Origin of the sequence: Providencia sp. PROV252 (assembly GCF_033676005.1) — a bacterium.
In the GTDB taxonomy this organism is placed as follows: Bacteria; Pseudomonadota; Gammaproteobacteria; order Enterobacterales; family Enterobacteriaceae; genus Providencia; species Providencia vermicola.
Map to the genome: position 1 here is coordinate 450,019 of NZ_CP096294.1, position 17,867 is coordinate 467,885.

Genomic DNA, 17,867 nt, shown 5'->3' on the forward strand with positions numbered 1-17,867 from the left:
GAGATAGTTTTCAAATGTGGGTGAGAAGCCGAAAGGTGACGGACACAGCAGCTTGTTCAAGATTGATGTTCTGGTTTAGCGAAGAAATGTGCTGAACGGGAACGAACCGAATTTGTCTGGCGGCAATAGCGCGGTGGTCCCACCTGACCCCATGCCGAACTCAGCAGTGAAACGCCGTAGCGCCGATGGTAGTGTGGGGTCTCCCCATGTGAGAGTAGGGAACTGCCAGACATTAAATTAGTGAGAAAGCCACCCAATGGGTGGCTTTTTTGCGTTTGGGGAATGGGGCCAAGAAAAGGCCGAGATGACGAAATAAATAACGCAAGCTAAGCGAATCAATAATCCCCTCAGCAACCAATCGTTGTGTTACCCGTGTTCTGTGTTTCTGTGTTCACGTCATTATGACTTGTGATTAAAACGTAGAAATTCTTCTAAGCTTATCAATAATCTACTTAGCAACTCATCGTTGTGTGATCCGTATTCTGTGTTTACGTCGTTATGACTTGTGATTAAAGCGGAGAAATTCTTGTAAGCTTATCAATAATCTACTTAGCAACTCATCGTTGTGTGATCCGTGTTCTGTGTTCACGTCGTTATGACTTGTGATTAAAGCGGAGAAATCTTTGCAAGCTTATCAATAATCCTTCTCAGTAACTAACATTACTGTGTTTTTTACTTCTTATTAGATTATGGTGAAGTAGATGACAATATTTTGATTTTTCTAGTTAATGAATTGATTTTATTATTTTTTATTAATTAATTTGAATTGGTAGACCCTTTTGGTTAAGGGAAGAAGAAGATTAGATTAGCTCTAATTAATATCAAAAGTGTATAAGTTAAATCAGTATCTATAAATTATCATGAGTAGATAAAAAATATATAAAATCAGCTAGTTGCGTCTCTGCTATATTTGAAAAGAAATCAAGACAAGTCACTTGGCATGAAATTATTTCAATCACCCTTGAAATACTCGACAAGGTGCTTAACATTGGTTAGATTATTTAGCATTCTAGAAGTCTAAACGTATAAAAGTGTAAAAAGGGGATGAACGATGCCGATTCGTTTACCAGACGAGTTACCTGCTGTGAATTTCTTGCGCGAAGAAAATGTTTTTGTCATGACAACGACAAGGGCTAGCCTTCAGGAGATCCGTCCCTTGAAAGTATTAATATTAAACTTAATGCCCAAAAAAATAGAAACTGAAAACCAGTTCCTAAGGCTATTGTCGAATACACCTTTACAGGTTGATATTCAACTATTGAGAATTGACCAAAGAGAGTCAAAAAATACACCGATAGAGCATTTGAATAATTTTTATTGTGATTTTGAGGATATTAAAGGACAAAATTTTGATGGTTTAATTGTCACTGGAGCTCCTTTAGGTTTAGTGGAATTTGATGATGTGTGTTATTGGAGCCAAATTGAAAAAGTGATTACATGGGCTAAAGATCATGTGACTTCAACACTTTTTGTTTGCTGGGCGGTACAAGCAGCATTAAAAGTGCTTTATGATTTGCCAAAATGGACACGTGCAGAAAAACTTTCGGGTGTTTATCAACATGATACATTAGAGCCACATGCATTACTAACTCGGGGATTTGACGCCTCATTTTATGCGCCTCACTCACGGTATGCTGATTTTCCTGAGGAGCTTATTCGAGAGTATACGGACTTGGAAATACTAGCGAGTTCTGAAGAAGCTGGAGCTTACTTATTTGCGTCTAAAGATAAACGCCTTGCTTTTGTTACAGGGCACCCTGAATACGATAAAGATACGCTTGCTCAGGAGTATTGGCGTGACTTTGATGCGGGGATATCTCCAGAGATCCCATGTAATTATTTTAAAAATAATGATCCAAACAACCCGCCATTGATCAGTTGGCGGAGTCATGGGCACTTACTTTTTTCTAATTGGTTGAATTATTATGTGTACCAGATCACACCTTTCGATCTTAGTCACATGGAGCCGACTTTAGACTAAAAAAGAATCATTATTTTGCTGGTTTTTTAATAATCATTAGGAATGTGGGACTTTATTAATTTTTATGGGGTTAAATTCCAGTTAAAAGATCATTTACAGTATAAAAGCAGCTACTTTGTAGCTGCTTTTTTGTTTTTCGGACAAACTATTCTAATTATAAATCGTTTGATAATTACTTTATTTAACAGATAGTTAACATATTTTATTTTAATAACGAAAATAAAAACCTAAAAAAATTTATAAAAAAACTCATATTTATCATTTAGTTATTAGTGTTTTTCATTAAAATGGAAATCGTTTTTGATTTATTTTGTTTTTGAGATTAAGCTTAATTCATAAACAAATATGAATGAGGGTTGCTCAATGGAACACCAATTATTAGCATCAGATTTAATATTTACTAAAGGAATAGCTGATCGAGATAATCGAGTATTACATAATGATTCTATTGAATTTCTTGTTCATTTAGTTGAGGTTTTTTTACCTCGCAGAAATCAATTACTGAAAGAAAGGCTGGAAAGACAGGCAAAAATTGATGCAGGTGAATTGCCAGGTTTTATTTCGGAATCGAATTCCATAAAAAATGAAAATTGGAAAATACAAAATATTCCAGAAGACTTACGTGATCGTCGTGTTGAAATTACAGGCCCTGTGGAACGCAAAATGGTTATTAATGCCTTGAACGCTAACGTTAAAGTTTTTATGGCAGATTTTGAAGATTCTCTTTCGCCTTCTTGGGAAAAGTTAATTGATGGGCAGATCAACTTAAGTGATGCTATTAACGGTGATATTTCCTATACCAATGAGAATGGTAAGGTTTATCAGCTTAAATCAGATCCTGCTGTATTAATTGCCCGCGTCAGGGGTTTGCACCTCGATGAAAAGCATGTGTTATTTGGTGACACGCCAATTCCTGGCGGGTTATTTGATTTTGCACTGTATTTTTTCAATAACTATCAAGCATTGTTAAAAAAAGGCAGTGGTCCTTATTTTTACATTCCAAAGCTAGAATCTTGGCAGGAAGCGAAATGGTGGAGTGATGTTTTTAGTGCTGCCGAAGACTTTGCAGGATTACCTCGAGGAACAATTAAAGCAACGGTTTTGATTGAAACATTACCTGCCGTATTTCAAATGGATGAGATCCTTTATCACATGCGCCACCATATTGTTGGATTAAATTGTGGACGCTGGGATTATATTTTCAGTTATATCAAAACATTAAAAGAGCACTCTGATAGGGTGTTGCCCGACCGGCAAGTCGTCACAATGACCCAAGACTTTTTAAGTGCATATTCTCGTTTGTTAATTAAGACGTGCCATCGTCGCGGGGCGTTTGCCATGGGGGGGATGTCTGCATTTATTCCGAGTAAAGATGAAGAAGAAAACCAGACGATTCTAGCCAAGGTAAGAGCTGATAAAGAATTAGAAGCAATAAATGGCCATGATGGCTCCTGGGTAGCGCATCCAGGTTTAGCTGATGTTGTCATGGCGGTTTTTGATAAGACACTTGGTGAGCGGGCTAACCAACTTGATGTGTCTCGTGATTCTGACCCAGAAATCACCGCTGAGCAGCTTTTAACACCTTGTTCTGGTGAAAGAACTGATGCTGGAATGAGAGCGAATATCCGCGTTGCAGTGCAGTATATCGAAGCTTGGATATCGGGTAATGGCTGTGTCCCTATTTATGGACTAATGGAGGATGCGGCAACAGCTGAAATTTCAAGAACCTCTATTTGGCAATGGATAAGGCATGGTAAATCCTTGTCAAATGGTGAAAAGGTAACCAAGGTTCTTTTCGAAGAGATGTTAGATGAAGAGCTTCAGGTTATCCAAAAAGAGCTGGGAGATAAGCGCTTTCAAAGTGGGCGTTTCAGAGAGGCGGCAGATTTAATGAGGCGCATTACAACGCAAGACGAGCTCATTGAGTTTCTGACTATCCCTGGATACCAATTATTAGACTAATAATTGCAAATATAACATTCGATAAACCCTACATATTTTTATAAAGGAAGTGGATCATGACGACATCGCGCTTAGAGCAAATTGCCCAATTAGAAAATGAATGGAAAAAACCACGTTGGAAAGGTATTACACGCCCGTATTCGGCTGAAGACGTTATTAAGTTACGTGGTTCAGTTAATTTGGAATATACATTAGCACGTAAAGGCGCTGAACGTTTTTGGGAACAGCTGCACGGGAAATCTAAAAAAGGCTATGTTAATGCACTTGGTGCATTAACGGGCGGGCAAGCTTTGCAACAAGCAAAAGCAGGCATTGAAGCGATTTATTTGTCAGGTTGGCAAGTCGCTGCTGATGCAAATACTGCTTCGAGTATGTATCCAGATCAGTCACTTTACCCTGTTGATTCCGTACCTTCAGTTGTGCAGAAGATTAATAATACTTTTCGTCGAGCTGACCAAATTCAATGGGCTAATGGGATTGGGCCAGATAACAAAGAATATATTGATTTCTTTTTGCCTATTGTTGCGGATGCCGAAGCGGGTTTTGGTGGAGTACTAAACGCCTTTGAATTAATGAAGAATATGATAGAAGCGGGTGCGGCGGCTGTACATTTTGAAGACCAACTTGCGGCAGTGAAAAAGTGTGGTCATATGGGGGGAAAAGTTTTAGTGCCGACCCAAGAAGCTATCCAAAAATTGGTTGCTGCAAGGCTAGCTGCGGATGTGTCTGGGGTTCCAACTATTTTAATTGCTCGTACAGATGCGGATGCTGCTGACCTTTTGACTTCCGATTGTGATGAGTATGATGCAGGTTTTGTGACGGGAGAACGTACATCAGAAGGCTTTTTCCGTACTAATGCGGGTATTGAGCAAGCGATCAGTCGTGGCTTAGCTTATGCACCATATGCTGACCTTGTTTGGTGTGAAACATCAAAACCTGACTTAGAAGCTGCAAGGCAATTTGCGAATGCTATTCATGCGAAATACCCTGGAAAGCTACTGGCTTATAATTGCTCTCCATCGTTTAACTGGAAGAAGAACTTAGATGATGCCACGATTGCCCGCTTCCAAGATGAACTCGCAGCTATGGGTTATCGCTTCCAGTTTATTACATTAGCAGGTATCCACAGTATGTGGTTTAACATGTTTGACCTTGCACATTCTTATGCGCAAGGAGAAGGAATGCGCCATTATGTAGAAAAAGTTCAGGAATGTGAATTTGCGGCAATGAATAAGGGGTATACCTTCTCTTCACACCAACAAGAAGTGGGGACAGGCTATTTTGATAAGGTGACAACTGTTATTCAAGGTGGAACTTCTTCAGTGACGGCTTTAACGGGGTCAACAGAAGAAGAGCAATTCTAGTCAGTATTTTCTTTATTCGGTGTTTCTGTTTATTTGATGTATCGGTTAACTTTCAGGCACGTTAAGTGCCTGTTTTTTCTTTAAAGAAATAAATGGGGGGTCAATATGATCCTGACAACTGAGCAGATCATCGCCCAAACAATCTTGCAGGGATTTGATGCGCAATATGGGCGCTTCCTTGAAATAACATCGGGGGCTCAAGAACGGTTTGAGCGGGCAGACTGGCATGCTGTGCAATCTGCGATGAAACAACGTATTCAACTATATGATCATCATGTTGGATTAGTTGTTGCTCAGTTACAATTTATGGGGTTAGTACAATCATTAACACCTGATAAATTGGCGTTAATCAAAAATGTTTATAAAACATTGTTACCTGATTATCCACGCTTTGAAATTGCAGAAAGTTTTTTTAACTCAGTATACTGCCGATTATTTCAGCATAGAGAACTGACCCAGGATAACTTATTTATCTTTACCTCGCAGCCAGCGAGGCGCTTTTCTTCTTCTCCGCGGCCTCTCGCGAGGGAATACCATGCGGATGATAATTTAGCTTCTTTGCTGTTTTCAATTTTGAGTGGGTTGCCATTAAGGTTACCTTGGAGAAATTTAAGTTTTGATATTCAATGTATTATAAAATCTCTTGAACATCAGTTTTTGAATGCTAATTTGCAAAAATGTAGCCTGCATATTGCAAATGAGCTGTTTTACCGCAATAAAGCAGCTTGGTTGGTAGGCAAAATTTATATTAACGATAAAGTGTATCCATTTTTATTACCAATTCATCAAGATGAACATGGCAAAATATATATTGATACTTGTTTAGTCACATTTGATGAGGTGAGTATCGTATTTGGTTTTGCTCGTTCTTATTTTATGGTATATGCCCCTTTTCCTGCAGCACTGGTGTTTTGGTTAAGGGAAATCCTGCCAAGTAAGTCGATTGCTGAGCTTTATATGGCGATTGGGTGCCAAAAACATGGGAAAACAGAATATTATCGAGAGTATTTAGCGTACATTAACTTTTCTAGAGAGCAATTTACCATTGCGCCAGGGGTTAAAGGGATGGTGATGTTGGTGTTCACTGCACCTGCTTTTGATCGGGTATTTAAAATTATTAAAGATACATTTGCACCGCAAAAAAATGTGACAAAAGAAAGGGTGCAAGAGTGTTATCGGATCGTCAAAGAACATGATCGAGTCGGGCGAATGGCGGATACCCAAGAATTTGAAAATTTTGTGATAAATAAAAGTGCGATTAGCCACGAATTAATGAGAGAACTGTTAAATGAAGCACCATCACAGATTGAAGATCTGGGGGACAAGATATTAATTCGTCATTTATATATGGAAAGAAAGATGGTGCCGCTGAATATTTACATGGATAACGCAAATGGTGAGCAGTTAAATAATGCATTGAATGAGTACGCCTGGGCAATTAAACAGTTGGCCGCTGCAAATATTTTCCCAGGGGATATGCTTTTTAAAAATTTTGGTGTCACACGGCATGGGAGAGTTGTGTTTTATGATTATGACGAAATTTGTTATATGACGGAGGTCAATTTTCGTCATATACCCGAAGCACAGTACCCTGAGCAGGAATTATCTGGGGAGCCGTGGTATAGCATCGGCGAGCATGATGTTTTCCCAGAGGAGTTTGCTTCATTTATTTGCCAAAATAGGCAAATTCGTGATTATTTACAGCAACATCATGCCGATTTGTTTTCAGCGGATTATTGGCAAACACGACAAAAACGCATTTTAAATGGTCATGTAGAGGATGTTTATGCATACCGTGAAGAATTACGTTTTTGCTATCAATTTAACGAATTACTACCTTGTTGAGTGATCGTATTATCCCTTGTAAGGCGAGTTAGATAGAGACTCGGTGATAGCCGAGTCGTTGATAAATTTAGGCTTGTATACCTTGAATTGCATCTTGAGCTAACTGTGTGATTTTTTCATAGTTCCCAGAGTTCAATGCATCTTCAGGGACTAACCATGACCCACCAATACAAAGCACGTTATCTAGAGCTAGATAGTCACGATAGTTAGTTAATGATATTCCACCAGTTGGGCAGAATTTTACTTGCGAAAATGGGCCTGTAATGGCTTTGAGTGCTTTAACGCCACCATTCGCTTCAGCGGGGAAAAATTTGAATTCTTTTAAACCATAATTCATACCAAGCATCAGCTCTGAAACGGTAGAAATACCTGGAATTAAGGGGATATTTCCTTGAACTGCGGCGGCTAATAGTTCTTCGGTTAAACCTGGGCTGATAGCAAATTGAGCACCTGCTTGGGAAACTTCCATGAGTTGTTTTGCATTAATGACAGTACCAGCTCCGACAATGGCCTCTGGTACTTCTTGAGCAATTAAACGAATTGCATCAATGGCACACTCAGTTCTTAGAGTCACCTCTAACACGTTGATACCACCATCAATAAGGGCTTTTGCGAGAGGTACGGCTTGTTCTAGTTTTTTGATAACAATGACGGGGACGACAGGACCTTGTTTAAGAATAGCCTCTGCTGACGTTTTCCAATTATTCATATTTTATTCCTATTAGTAAAAATAGATTAAAAATCAATACTGCAGGCGCCTTTTTCGGCATCAGATAAATTGCGTCTTAATGCACCGAAAAGCTCTCTGCCGCAACCCATATGCTTATCACTCAAGCCATGTTTACATACGGGACGTTTCGCGATTTCTTGCTCATCAATAAGGAGTTGTAGTTCACCAGTTAGCGCATTCACTCTGATCATATCTCCATCTTTGACTTTTGATAGGAGCCCACCAGTGTATGCTTCTGGTGTCACATGAATGGCAGATGGTACTTTACCTGATGCGCCTGAAAGTCGTCCGTCAGTCACTAGGGCAACTTTATAGCCCCTATCCATTAGCACACCAAGAGGTGGCATTAATTTATGAAGCTCTGGCATGCCATTAGCGGATGGGCCTTGAAAACGAACGACGATGATACAATCCCGATTTAAAGCTCCTGACTCAAATTGGGCGGCAATATCATTTTGATTATTAAAGACAACCGCAGGAGCCTCAATAATCTGATTTTCTTCAGGAACCGCAGATGTTTTCATCATTGCACGGCCTAAATTACCAGAAAGTAATTTTGTTCCACCATGATGGGAAAAAGGCTTATCAATTTGTGCAATGACTTCGGGATTATATGAATCTTTAGGGCCATCACGCCATTCTAAATGACCGTTATTTAGCCAAGGTTCTTGTGTATAACGGGAAAGGCCAAAACCTGCAACCGTGTTAACATTTTCATGTAATAGCCCTTTTTGTAGTAATTGATGAATTAATAATGCAACACCCCCTGCTGCTTGAAACTGATTGATATCCGCCTGCCCATTTGGATAAATACGGCAAATCAGCGGGACAATCTCAGAGAGATCAGAGAAATCATCCCAATTAATGATAATACCTGCGGCACGGGCAATGGCAACGAGGTGCATGGTGAGGTTGGTTGAACCTCCCGTTGCAAGTAGGGCAACAATACCATTGACGATCACTTTTTCATCAACTAAATGCCCGATAGGTAAATATTGGCCTGATTGTTCAGTTAAACGAGTGATTTGTTGTGCAGCTGCGTTTGTTAATGCATCACGTAGGGGCGTTTCGGGAGGAACAAAAGATGCGCCTGGTAAATGTAAGCCCATGACTTCCATAACCATTTGGTTTGAGTTAGCTGTTCCATAAAAAGTACAAGTTCCAATACCATGATAGGATGCGGCTTCGGCTTCTAATAATTCGCTTCGGCCAACTTTCCCTTCAACATATAGCTGGCGAATACGCACTTTCTCTTTGTTGGGTAACCCTGTAGACATGGGACCTGCGGGAACAAAAATCGCGGGAAGGTGGCCAAATGATAAAGCACCAAGCATTAAACCAGGCACAATTTTGTCACAAATGCCTAAATATAGTGCACCATCAAACATATTGTGAGATAAGCCAATTGCTGTTGACATTGCGATGACATCACGACTGAGCATAGATAGTTCCATACCATCTTGCCCTTGAGTCACGCCATCACACATGGCAGGAACGCCAGCTGCGACTTGTCCGATAGAGCCTGCATTAAGTAATGCTTTTTTTAATTGTTCTGGGTAGTGATCGTATGGACGATGCGCAGACAACATGTCGTTATAAGAATTAATAATGGCAATATCCGCCCGAGTCATACTTTTGAGTATTTGTTTTTCTTCTGTCTGACAGGCAGCAAAACCGTGAGCGAGGTTACCACAAGCTAACGAAGCGCGATGAACAGTTGTGGTACGAGCCTGTTCAATTTTGCTCAGATAAGCGGCACGTGTTTGTGCTGAACGACAAATAATGCGTTGAGTGATATGTGCCAGTTCATCATGGATAGTGGTTAATGTCATGGTTTCAGAGATACTTTTGCTCATGATAATTGCTCCATAAGGCGGATAAAAAATAATGATTTCTACTTGGTTTTAGATTGTGTCTTGTTCATTCAGCAGCCGTTATTTTTTCAAAATCAAACATTGTTACCGGTAACATTGTTTAGCTAAAAAGTTTAAATAGCAATCATCAAAGTGAAAATTAAACACTAACTGTGACTTTAATCAAAATTAGCCAATCAACAGCTCTGTGCAGAAAAAGAGCAAATCGCATGCTATAGTGATAAAAATAAAGGTGTTAATGGCTGATTGATGCTATTTATACGATGATTGAGTTAAATGTAGCGGATAAAAATACAAGAGTCTTCGAATGCTAAAACACGTTGTTATTGTTGTAGTGTGGTTATATGCATCCATTGTGAATGCACAGGTAGCGCTATCCGCAGGGTCGTATACGGTTTTGATGAATATACTCAGCCAGCAACGTGAATTAAGTCAACATCATCAGCAAGCAGAAAAAGTTGAAATGATTACTCAGTCTTTAATAGGCACACCGTATAATAAATATACGTTAAATCAATCTCGGGCCACCATAGAAACACTCGTTGTGAACTTAAAAGCGATGGATTGTATGACGTTTATTGAATATACAGAGGCATTCAAACGCTCTGAAAGTTATGAGCAATTTATAACAAACTTAACAGATATTCGTTATGTTGATCAGAATATTAGCTTTACTAATCGGCGTCATTTTTTTTCGGATTGGGCACAAGAACCTAACCCAATCGCTTGGGATATTACTCAACAAATCAGTCCACATGCGGTAATGGTAAATAAAAGACTTAATTTGAATAACCAGGGTAGTTTTTTTATTGCAGGGGTGTCTGTAAAAGACAGGCTAATCCACTATATACCAGTGAGATTTGTTGATAATAATGTCATTAATCATTTAAAAACAGGGGATTACATTGGTATTTATTCTAAAAAAAGTGGGTTGGATGTCTCACATGTCGGTATCATTATTAAACAAGGAGATAATACTTTATTTAGAAATGCATCGTCACTAAAAGGAAACTTAAAAGTCAGTGATACCGAGTTAAAGCATTATTTAGCAGGAAAACAGGGCATTATTATTTTTAGGGCAAAATAGATTAATTATCAAATCATAAGGATTAAAATAATAGCTATTTAATCATTTTTGCTGATTATTTGTCATAAATAAAAGGGAGTTTCATTTAGGTAGCAATTAAACAGTTAGTTTCACTATTTTTAAAAAATGAAATTAAATTAAGAATATGAATTGGTATGTATTTTTATTAGTTACTAATTATTACCAGTAACATTAAAAGTGTAAAAGGATATTAAATTATCGATTTGATCAATAAAGTATCACAATATATTTTAAATGCATTAAATTTAAAAAAAGCTTTTATAAAGCAATAGATTGCTTTATAAATAATACGAAAGTCTCTTTTTTTTGTATATAAAAAACAGGTTTACCTATCAATTTCTGTTATTTTGATTGTTCATAACTATTTTAAATGTATTCGATTAATTTTATAATGATTAATACTAGCTAAATTTTATTTTCTTATTTAGGAGATGGTTATGCATATCGTTAACAAGAAAAATATTTATGCATTATTGGGAAATCATTTACGAAAAGCTAGAGTGAGCAAGGGGTTATCTGGGAATGAGCTAGGTTCAGTTATTCAGTTAAGCCAGCAACAAGTGTCTCGTTATGAGTTAGGAATTAACAAATTAAGTTTAGATAAATTAATTGAAATAGTCATTTTTCTAGATATCGATATTAATGAAATTACTAAATTGATCATAAAACAGGTTGAGTATGAAAAAAATGAGCTAATACCAAGTTAAAAATTTTTTATGATATTTCAATAAATTTCATGGTTAATCTGCTGTATTAAAAAGTGATTCTACCTACAAGGAACTGATTTCTCATTTATTACGTTGCCTAATAAAAATAAATTAATGGATTGTACTTACTGTTATAAGTATCGTTATGATGATAAATTCTTAAGAGTGAAAAATATTCAAGTCTATTTTGCACAACTGTAATTAATTGAATTAATATTTTTTCAAATTAAAGCGATTAATATCTTCTTAATAATTTTTTGTATTTTTATTTCATTTTTTAAGTGGGTAACAACAAGCGCCTATTAGTAAAAAATGGTGATTGATGAAAGTTTTTTTGTTTCATTCTGAACATAAAAAATGTATTGTAGTATGAAAAACAAGCTTACTTATTTTTTCTATAAGAGATAGAAGAGGGTAGGTAAGCTTTAAAAAAATGCACCTATGCTAATTTATTCTACCTACAATTTTTCTATTAAGTTCTACTATAGAAAAGCTGTACGGTTTCTATAGTGTTATCGATAACCTTGTGTTTAAATATGTAACACACTACAGGTAGGATAAGGTTAAAGTTTGATGTTGAAATATATAGGGATATTTTTCATTTTCTTACTTGTTGGGTGTACAGCTCCCACGTCAAATAATGGTTATTACGTCGATAAACGCTACCCTTCTCAAAATACCAGTGAACGCATCCAGTATGTTATTTTGCACTATACGGTGTCTGATGATAATCATTCTATTAAAATATTGACGAAAGGTAAGGTCAGTTCTCACTATCTAATTCCAAGTCATCCAGATACTAAAGAGGGTAAACCCATTGTATTGCAACTCGTTCCTGAAGAGTTAAAGGCTTGGCATGCAGGTGATAGCCGGTGGCTTTACCATACCAGCCTGAATGATTCTTCAATAGGGATTGAAATTGTGAATGCTGGCTTTCAGGGAGATAAAAAAGGGGACAAAAGCTGGCCTCCTTTTAATGAGTCACAGGTTACAGCCTTAATTCCGTTATTAAAAGATATTATGCAGAGGTATAACATTCCTCCCGAGAATATCATTGGTCATAGTGATATTGCACCGTTACGTAAGCAAGACCCTGGTAGAGCCTTTCCATGGCAACGCCTTTCACAACAAGGTATCGGGGCTTGGCCTGATCCTAAAACAGTGAGTAAGTACCTTGCAGAACGAAATGTGAATGAGCCTGCTAATATACTTCGTCTCCAGAAAGCGCTGAAGTTTTACGGGTATTCAGGTATTCCGTTATCAGGTCAGTTGGATGTACAAACGAAAAAAACCTTACGTGCATTTCAATTACACTTCAGACCGCGGGATATTGAGGGGTTAGCGGATGCAGAGACAGAAGCTATCGCCCTTGCATTGATTGAAAAATATCGCGATATATCAAAATTTAAAGCCTTTGAGAGAACGAGGCAGCTAGAACATGTTCCTACTACACAGCAAGGGGATTAGTTTTTTAAACACCCTTGGTTTTACAGTGTGTTACCAATAAAAGTGCGGGTTTCCCCGCATTTTATGTTTCTGAGATGCTGAAACTAGCGATTTGCCCCATACTCGCGGCTAATTTCTTTTGCCGCTTTGATGACCATCGCACCTAACTCTGTAATGCGGTCATCTGTGATTCGAGATAACGGCCCAGAGATAGATATCGCAGCAAAAGCCTCTTTGTGTTCATCATAAATACAGGCACCAATGCATCTTAAGCCTAAAGCATGCTCTTCATCATCATAAGAAAACCCTTGTTTCTTGGCTTGCTGTAAATTTTCTTTTAATGCAGAAGGGTTGGTTAAGGTAAAGGGGGTATAAGAATGTAACCCTTTACGGCTTAAAAGTGGAATGAGCTTATCTTCAGGTAAATTAGCGATAAACGCTTTACCTGCACCAGATGCATGTAAAGGGAGTTTGCCACCAATTGGCGCAGACATGCGCATTAATGCAGTACATTGTACTTGGTCGACAATAACGGCATCGTACTCAGTATGGTCAAGAATCGCTAAATTGACGGTTTCACCAGATTCATCCATTAAACGACGTAAAATAGGGTGAACTAACGCTAACAAATTCCGACTTTCTAAGAAACTACTACCAATAATAAAGGCGTTGGAGGCGATAACCCACAAACCTAAGTCACCCGTTTGGCGTACAAAGCCGTGCTGTTCTAAGGTCATTAATAGCCGGTGTGTTGTTGAGTTTGGTAAGCCCGCTTGTAATGCGAGATCAGTTAAAGCAATGCCCCCAGTAGATTCAGAAATATATTCCAACAGTGTGAGTCCACGGCTTAATGATTGAACTTGCCCTGCTGCGGTTGCACCACTTGCTGGCCCTTTTGCTTTTTTAAGTTTTTTTGTAATTGGTGCCGTTGCCATTAAGCCTCTCCTGACTGTAATGAAATTTGATTCTATTATGAACTAACTAAGCTGAAAATACTCATCGGATCAGTGAGGAAGTGATCGTCACATAACCTGAGAAACTCTCATCATAACAGTGAATTTCAAACACAAAAGTTATGGTAGGATGTTAAGTGTAAAAATTTGACTTATTTCTCAGTGTTTCCGATCAGGAGGGCAGTGCAGTGTCCGAAAAAGTGAATCAATTAGAACAAGAATTAAAAAAACGTATATTGGTATTAGATGGTGCGATGGGGACAATGATCCAGCAGCACAAACTAACAGAAGAACAATTTCGTGGTGAGCGTTTTGCGGATTGGCCAAGTGATTTAAAAGGCAACAATGACCTGTTAGTCCTCACTCAGCCTGAGATCATTCGAGAAATTCATAGTCAATATTTTGAAGCGGGCGCAGATATTGTTGAAACCAATACATTTAACTCCACATCTATTGCGATGGCGGATTATAAAATGGAAGCAATTTCCGCAGAAATTAATGAAGTCGCTGCACGTATTGCTCGTGAATGTGCAGATGAGTGGACACGGAAAACCCCTGAAAAGCCACGTTATGTTGCTGGGGTATTAGGGCCAACCAACCGAACTGCATCGATTTCTCCAGATGTGAACGACCCTGCTTTTCGTAATATCACCTTTGATCAATTAGTTGAGGCATATAGAGAATCAACTCGATCACTTGTAAAAGGTGGCGTTGATCTGATCATGATCGAAACTATTTTTGATACGTTGAATGCCAAAGCAGCTATTTTTGCAGTAGAAACTGAGCTTGAAGCGTTGGGCGTGTCATTGCCTATCATGATTTCAGGAACAATAACTGACGCTTCAGGCAGAACACTTTCAGGGCAAACAACAGAAGCTTTTTATAACTCATTGCGTCATGCGCAGCCGATATCATTTGGGCTGAATTGTGCATTAGGGCCAGATGAGTTGCGTCAATATATTGCAGAATTGTCACGAATTGCTGAATGTTATGTGAGTGCTCACCCTAATGCGGGGTTACCAAATGCTTTTGGTGAATATGACCTTGATGCACAAAACATGGCGCAGCAGATCCAAGAATGGGCAAAAGCAGGTTTCTTGAATATTGTTGGTGGGTGCTGTGGAACAACACCGCTGCATATTCGTAAAATGGCGGAAGCTGTAAAGGGGATATCGCCCCGTCAATTACCCAGTTTACCTGTTGAATGCCGCCTTTCAGGGTTAGAACCGTTAAACATTGGGGCAAAATCGTTGTTTGTGAATGTGGGGGAAAGAACCAATGTCACAGGATCAGCAAAATTTAAGCGTTTGATTAAAGAAGAAAACTACCAAGAAGCCTTAGATGTGGCTCGCCAGCAGGTGGAAAGTGGTGCCCAAATTATTGATATTAATATGGACGAGGGCATGTTGGATTCCCATGCGGCTATGGTGCGCTTTTTGAATTTGATCGCGGGAGAGCCCGATATTGCTCGAGTGCCAATTATGATTGACTCCTCGAAATGGGACGTTATCGAGGCAGGCCTTAAGTGCATACAAGGCAAAGGTATTGTGAATTCCATTTCAATGAAAGAGGGAGTTGAGGCCTTTGTTGAACACGCCAAATTATTGCGCAAATACGGTGCTGCTGTTGTCGTCATGGCATTTGATGAGGTAGGCCAGGCTGATACACGTGAACGGAAAATTGAAATTTGCCGCCGTGCCTACCAGATTTTGACGGAAGAAGTGGGCTTTCCCCCTGAAGATATCATTTTTGACCCTAATATTTTTGCTGTCGCGACAGGTATCGAAGAACATAATAATTATGCAGTTGATTTTATTGAGGTTTGTAAGGATATCAAAGAACAGCTTCCCCATGCGATGATTTCTGGTGGTGTTTCCAACGTTTCTTTCTCATTTAGGGGAAATGATCCTGTTCGAGAGGCGATCCACGCGGTGTTCTTGTATTACGCGATCCGTAATGGCATGGATATGGGGATCGTCAACGCGGGGCAATTAGCCATTTATGACGACCTGCCTACGGAGTTAAAAGATGCCGTCGAAGATGTGATTTTAAACCGCCGTGATGATAGTACGGAGCGTTTGTTGGAGCTGGCTGAAAAATATCGCGGTTCAGGCTCGGTTGAGCAGCAAGTTCAACAGGCGGAGTGGCGCAGTTGGGATGTGGAAAAGCGCTTAGAATATGCTTTAGTGAAAGGGATTACCGAATTTATTATTCAAGATACAGAAGAAACGCGCCAGCGTGCATCGAGCCCCATTGAAGTTATTGAAGGGCCATTAATGAACGGTATGAACGTGGTCGGAGACCTGTTTGGTGAAGGGAAAATGTTCTTACCCCAGGTGGTGAAATCGGCTCGTGTGATGAAACAAGCAGTGGCTTATTTAGAACCGTACATTCAAGAGCTTAAGCAGTCAGGTAGTAGTGCAGGGAAGGTATTACTCGCCACCGTAAAAGGCGATGTCCATGATATTGGCAAAAATATTGTTGGGGTAGTACTTCAGTGTAATAACTATGAAATCATTGATTTAGGTGTAATGGTACCATGTGAAACAATTTTAAAAACGGCGCGTGAGCAAAATGTCGATATTATTGGGTTGTCTGGTTTGATCACTCCATCTCTTGATGAAATGGTGCACGTCGCAAAAGAGATGGAAAGGCAAGGTTTCACATTGCCATTATTGATTGGCGGCGCAACAACCTCGAAAGCACATACTGCGGTAAAAATTGAGCCAAATTATACAGGGCCAACTACCTATGTACAGAATGCATCACGTACTGTTGGGGTTGTTGCTGCACTCTTATCTGAAACACAAAAAGAGGATTTTGTTGCGCGCACGCGTCGTGAGTATGACACTGTGCGTATACAACATGGGCGAAGAAGGCCGAAGACCCCACCCGTTACTCTGGATATCGCACGAGCGAATGCCGTGAATATTGACTGGCAAGCTTATCAGCCTCCTGTACCAAAATCGCTAGGCGTTCAAGAAGTTAGTGCCTCAATAGCGACCTTGCGAGAGTATATCGACTGGACGCCATTTTTTATGACATGGTCATTGGCAGGCAAATACCCGCGTATTTTAGAAGACGAAGTCGTCGGGTCTGAAGCTCGTAAGTTATTGAATGATGCCAATGAGATGTTAGATAGACTTGAAAAAGAGCATTTACTGATTCCCAAAGGTATTTTTGGCCTATTCCCTGCCAACCGTGTTGGTGACGATGTTGAAATTTATACGGATGAAACTCGTGCTAACGTTCAAGCGCGGAGTTTGAATCTACGCCAGCAAACCTTAAAAACGGATTTTCCGAATTATTGCTTATCAGATTTTGTGGCACCAAAAGATAGCGGTAAAGCAGATTATATTGGGGCATTTGCTGTTACAGGTGGCCTTGAAGAGGATGCGCTGGCGGATGAATACGAAAAACAGCATGATGACTATAATAAAATTATGGTCAAAGCGCTGGCGGATAGGCTCGCGGAAGCATTTGCAGAATATTTACATCAGCAGGTGCGTACCCAATATTGGGGCTATGCGGCGGATGAAAATTTGAGTAATGAAGAGCTAATCCGCGAAAATTACCAAGGTATTCGTCCTGCACCAGGGTATCCTGCTTGCCCTGAGCACACAGAAAAAGAGAAAATTTGGCAGTTATTAGACGTTGAAAACCAAGTGGGGATGAAATTGACAAGCTCCTATGCAATGTGGCCAGGGGCGGCGGTATCGGGCTGGTATTTTAGTCACCCAGACAGTAAATACTTTGCGGTGGCGCAGTTGCAAAAAGACCAAATAATGGACTATTCACAGCGTAAAGGGATGTCGGTAACGGAACTGGAGCGCTGGTTAGCCCCTAACTTAGGCTATGACCCTGAAGATTGATAAAACAGTGTATTGATTTTTCAGG

At 39.4% G+C, this 17,867-nt stretch carries 11 protein-coding genes and 1 rRNA gene; 9 read left to right on the top strand and 3 right to left on the bottom strand.

Annotated elements, in window-relative coordinates:
• Positions 1-115: 115 nt before the first annotated feature.
• The 5 genes from rrf (at position 116) to aceK (ending at position 7,152) form a co-directional block, all read left to right on the top strand.
• Positions 116-231 (top strand): 5S ribosomal RNA (gene rrf / locus M1F05_RS02000).
• An 820-nt stretch (positions 232-1,051) separates the two neighbouring features.
• Positions 1,052-1,981, top strand: coding sequence for a homoserine O-acetyltransferase MetA (gene metA / locus M1F05_RS02005; protein WP_206086207.1), 930 nt, complete (start codon positions 1,052-1,054; stop codon positions 1,979-1,981).
• A 363-nt stretch (positions 1,982-2,344) separates the two neighbouring features.
• The gene (aceB, locus tag M1F05_RS02010; protein WP_206086208.1) at positions 2,345-3,943 is read left to right on the top strand and encodes a malate synthase A; all 1,599 of its coding nucleotides are present in this window, start codon (positions 2,345-2,347) and stop codon (positions 3,941-3,943) included.
• Positions 3,944-3,999: 56 nt separating this feature from the next.
• Positions 4,000-5,307, top strand: a complete 1,308-nt coding sequence (gene aceA, locus M1F05_RS02015; RefSeq protein WP_206086209.1) for an isocitrate lyase — start codon at positions 4,000-4,002, stop codon at positions 5,305-5,307.
• 105 nt (positions 5,308-5,412) lie between these two features.
• Positions 5,413-7,152, top strand: coding sequence for a bifunctional isocitrate dehydrogenase kinase/phosphatase (gene aceK, locus M1F05_RS02020; RefSeq protein ID WP_206086210.1), 1,740 nt, complete (start codon positions 5,413-5,415; stop codon positions 7,150-7,152).
• A gap of 67 nt (positions 7,153-7,219) precedes the next feature.
• Here aceK and M1F05_RS02025 read toward each other — a convergent pair whose 3' ends face one another.
• Together M1F05_RS02025 and edd are read right to left on the bottom strand one after the other, a co-directional pair.
• A complete protein-coding gene (locus tag M1F05_RS02025; protein WP_206086211.1) occupies positions 7,220-7,861 on the bottom strand; it encodes a bifunctional 4-hydroxy-2-oxoglutarate aldolase/2-dehydro-3-deoxy-phosphogluconate aldolase in 642 nt (213 codons plus the stop codon).
• A 26-nt stretch (positions 7,862-7,887) separates the two neighbouring features.
• Entirely contained in the window at positions 7,888-9,714 is a 1,827-nt protein-coding gene (edd, locus tag M1F05_RS02030; RefSeq protein ID WP_375084293.1) for a phosphogluconate dehydratase, read from the bottom strand.
• A 349-nt stretch (positions 9,715-10,063) separates the two neighbouring features.
• Here edd and M1F05_RS02035 point away from each other — a divergent pair, with 349 nt between their 5' ends.
• The 3 genes from M1F05_RS02035 (at position 10,064) to M1F05_RS02045 (ending at position 13,038) form a co-directional block, all read left to right on the top strand.
• The gene (locus tag M1F05_RS02035) at positions 10,064-10,843 is read left to right on the top strand and encodes an N-acetylmuramoyl-L-alanine amidase-like domain-containing protein (protein WP_206086213.1); all 780 of its coding nucleotides are present in this window, start codon (positions 10,064-10,066) and stop codon (positions 10,841-10,843) included.
• A 458-nt stretch (positions 10,844-11,301) separates the two neighbouring features.
• Positions 11,302-11,571, top strand: coding sequence for a helix-turn-helix domain-containing protein (locus M1F05_RS02040; RefSeq protein ID WP_225820633.1), 270 nt, complete (start codon positions 11,302-11,304; stop codon positions 11,569-11,571).
• 573 nt (positions 11,572-12,144) lie between these two features.
• Positions 12,145-13,038: an N-acetylmuramoyl-L-alanine amidase gene (locus tag M1F05_RS02045; protein ID WP_206086215.1), complete on the top strand. Its 894-nt coding sequence runs from the start codon at positions 12,145-12,147 to the stop codon at positions 13,036-13,038.
• Between the two features lie 83 nt (positions 13,039-13,121).
• Here M1F05_RS02045 and iclR read toward each other — a convergent pair whose 3' ends face one another.
• Entirely contained in the window at positions 13,122-13,952 is an 831-nt protein-coding gene (gene iclR / locus M1F05_RS02050; RefSeq protein WP_206086216.1) for a glyoxylate bypass operon transcriptional repressor IclR, read from the bottom strand.
• Between the two features lie 206 nt (positions 13,953-14,158).
• Between iclR and metH the strand changes: the two genes are divergently transcribed.
• Positions 14,159-17,842 (top strand): methionine synthase, encoded by a 3,684-nt coding sequence (gene metH / locus M1F05_RS02055; RefSeq protein ID WP_206086217.1) that lies wholly within the window; start codon positions 14,159-14,161, stop codon positions 17,840-17,842.
• Positions 17,843-17,867 lie beyond the last annotated feature (25 nt).

What these genes read in the sequence shown, in the direction of transcription:
- aceA (WP_206086209.1), top strand. Translation starts at nt 4,000, where the DNA reads ATGACGACATCGCGCTTAGAGCAAATTGCCCAATTAGAAAATGAATGG.
- aceB (WP_206086208.1), top strand. Translation starts at nt 2,345, where the DNA reads ATGGAACACCAATTATTAGCATCAGATTTAATATTTACTAAAGGAATA.
- aceK (WP_206086210.1), top strand. Translation starts at nt 5,413, where the DNA reads ATGATCCTGACAACTGAGCAGATCATCGCCCAAACAATCTTGCAGGGA.
- M1F05_RS02025 (WP_206086211.1), bottom strand. Translation starts at nt 7,861, where the DNA reads ATGAATAATTGGAAAACGTCAGCAGAGGCTATTCTTAAACAAGGTCCT.
- iclR (WP_206086216.1), bottom strand. Translation starts at nt 13,952, where the DNA reads ATGGCAACGGCACCAATTACAAAAAAACTTAAAAAAGCAAAAGGGCCA.
- M1F05_RS02040 (WP_225820633.1), top strand. Translation starts at nt 11,302, where the DNA reads ATGCATATCGTTAACAAGAAAAATATTTATGCATTATTGGGAAATCAT.
- edd (WP_375084293.1), bottom strand. Translation starts at nt 9,714, where the DNA reads ATGACATTAACCACTATCCATGATGAACTGGCACATATCACTCAACGC.
- metA (WP_206086207.1), top strand. Translation starts at nt 1,052, where the DNA reads ATGCCGATTCGTTTACCAGACGAGTTACCTGCTGTGAATTTCTTGCGC.
- M1F05_RS02035 (WP_206086213.1), top strand. Translation starts at nt 10,064, where the DNA reads ATGCTAAAACACGTTGTTATTGTTGTAGTGTGGTTATATGCATCCATT.
- M1F05_RS02045 (WP_206086215.1), top strand. Translation starts at nt 12,145, where the DNA reads ATGTTGAAATATATAGGGATATTTTTCATTTTCTTACTTGTTGGGTGT.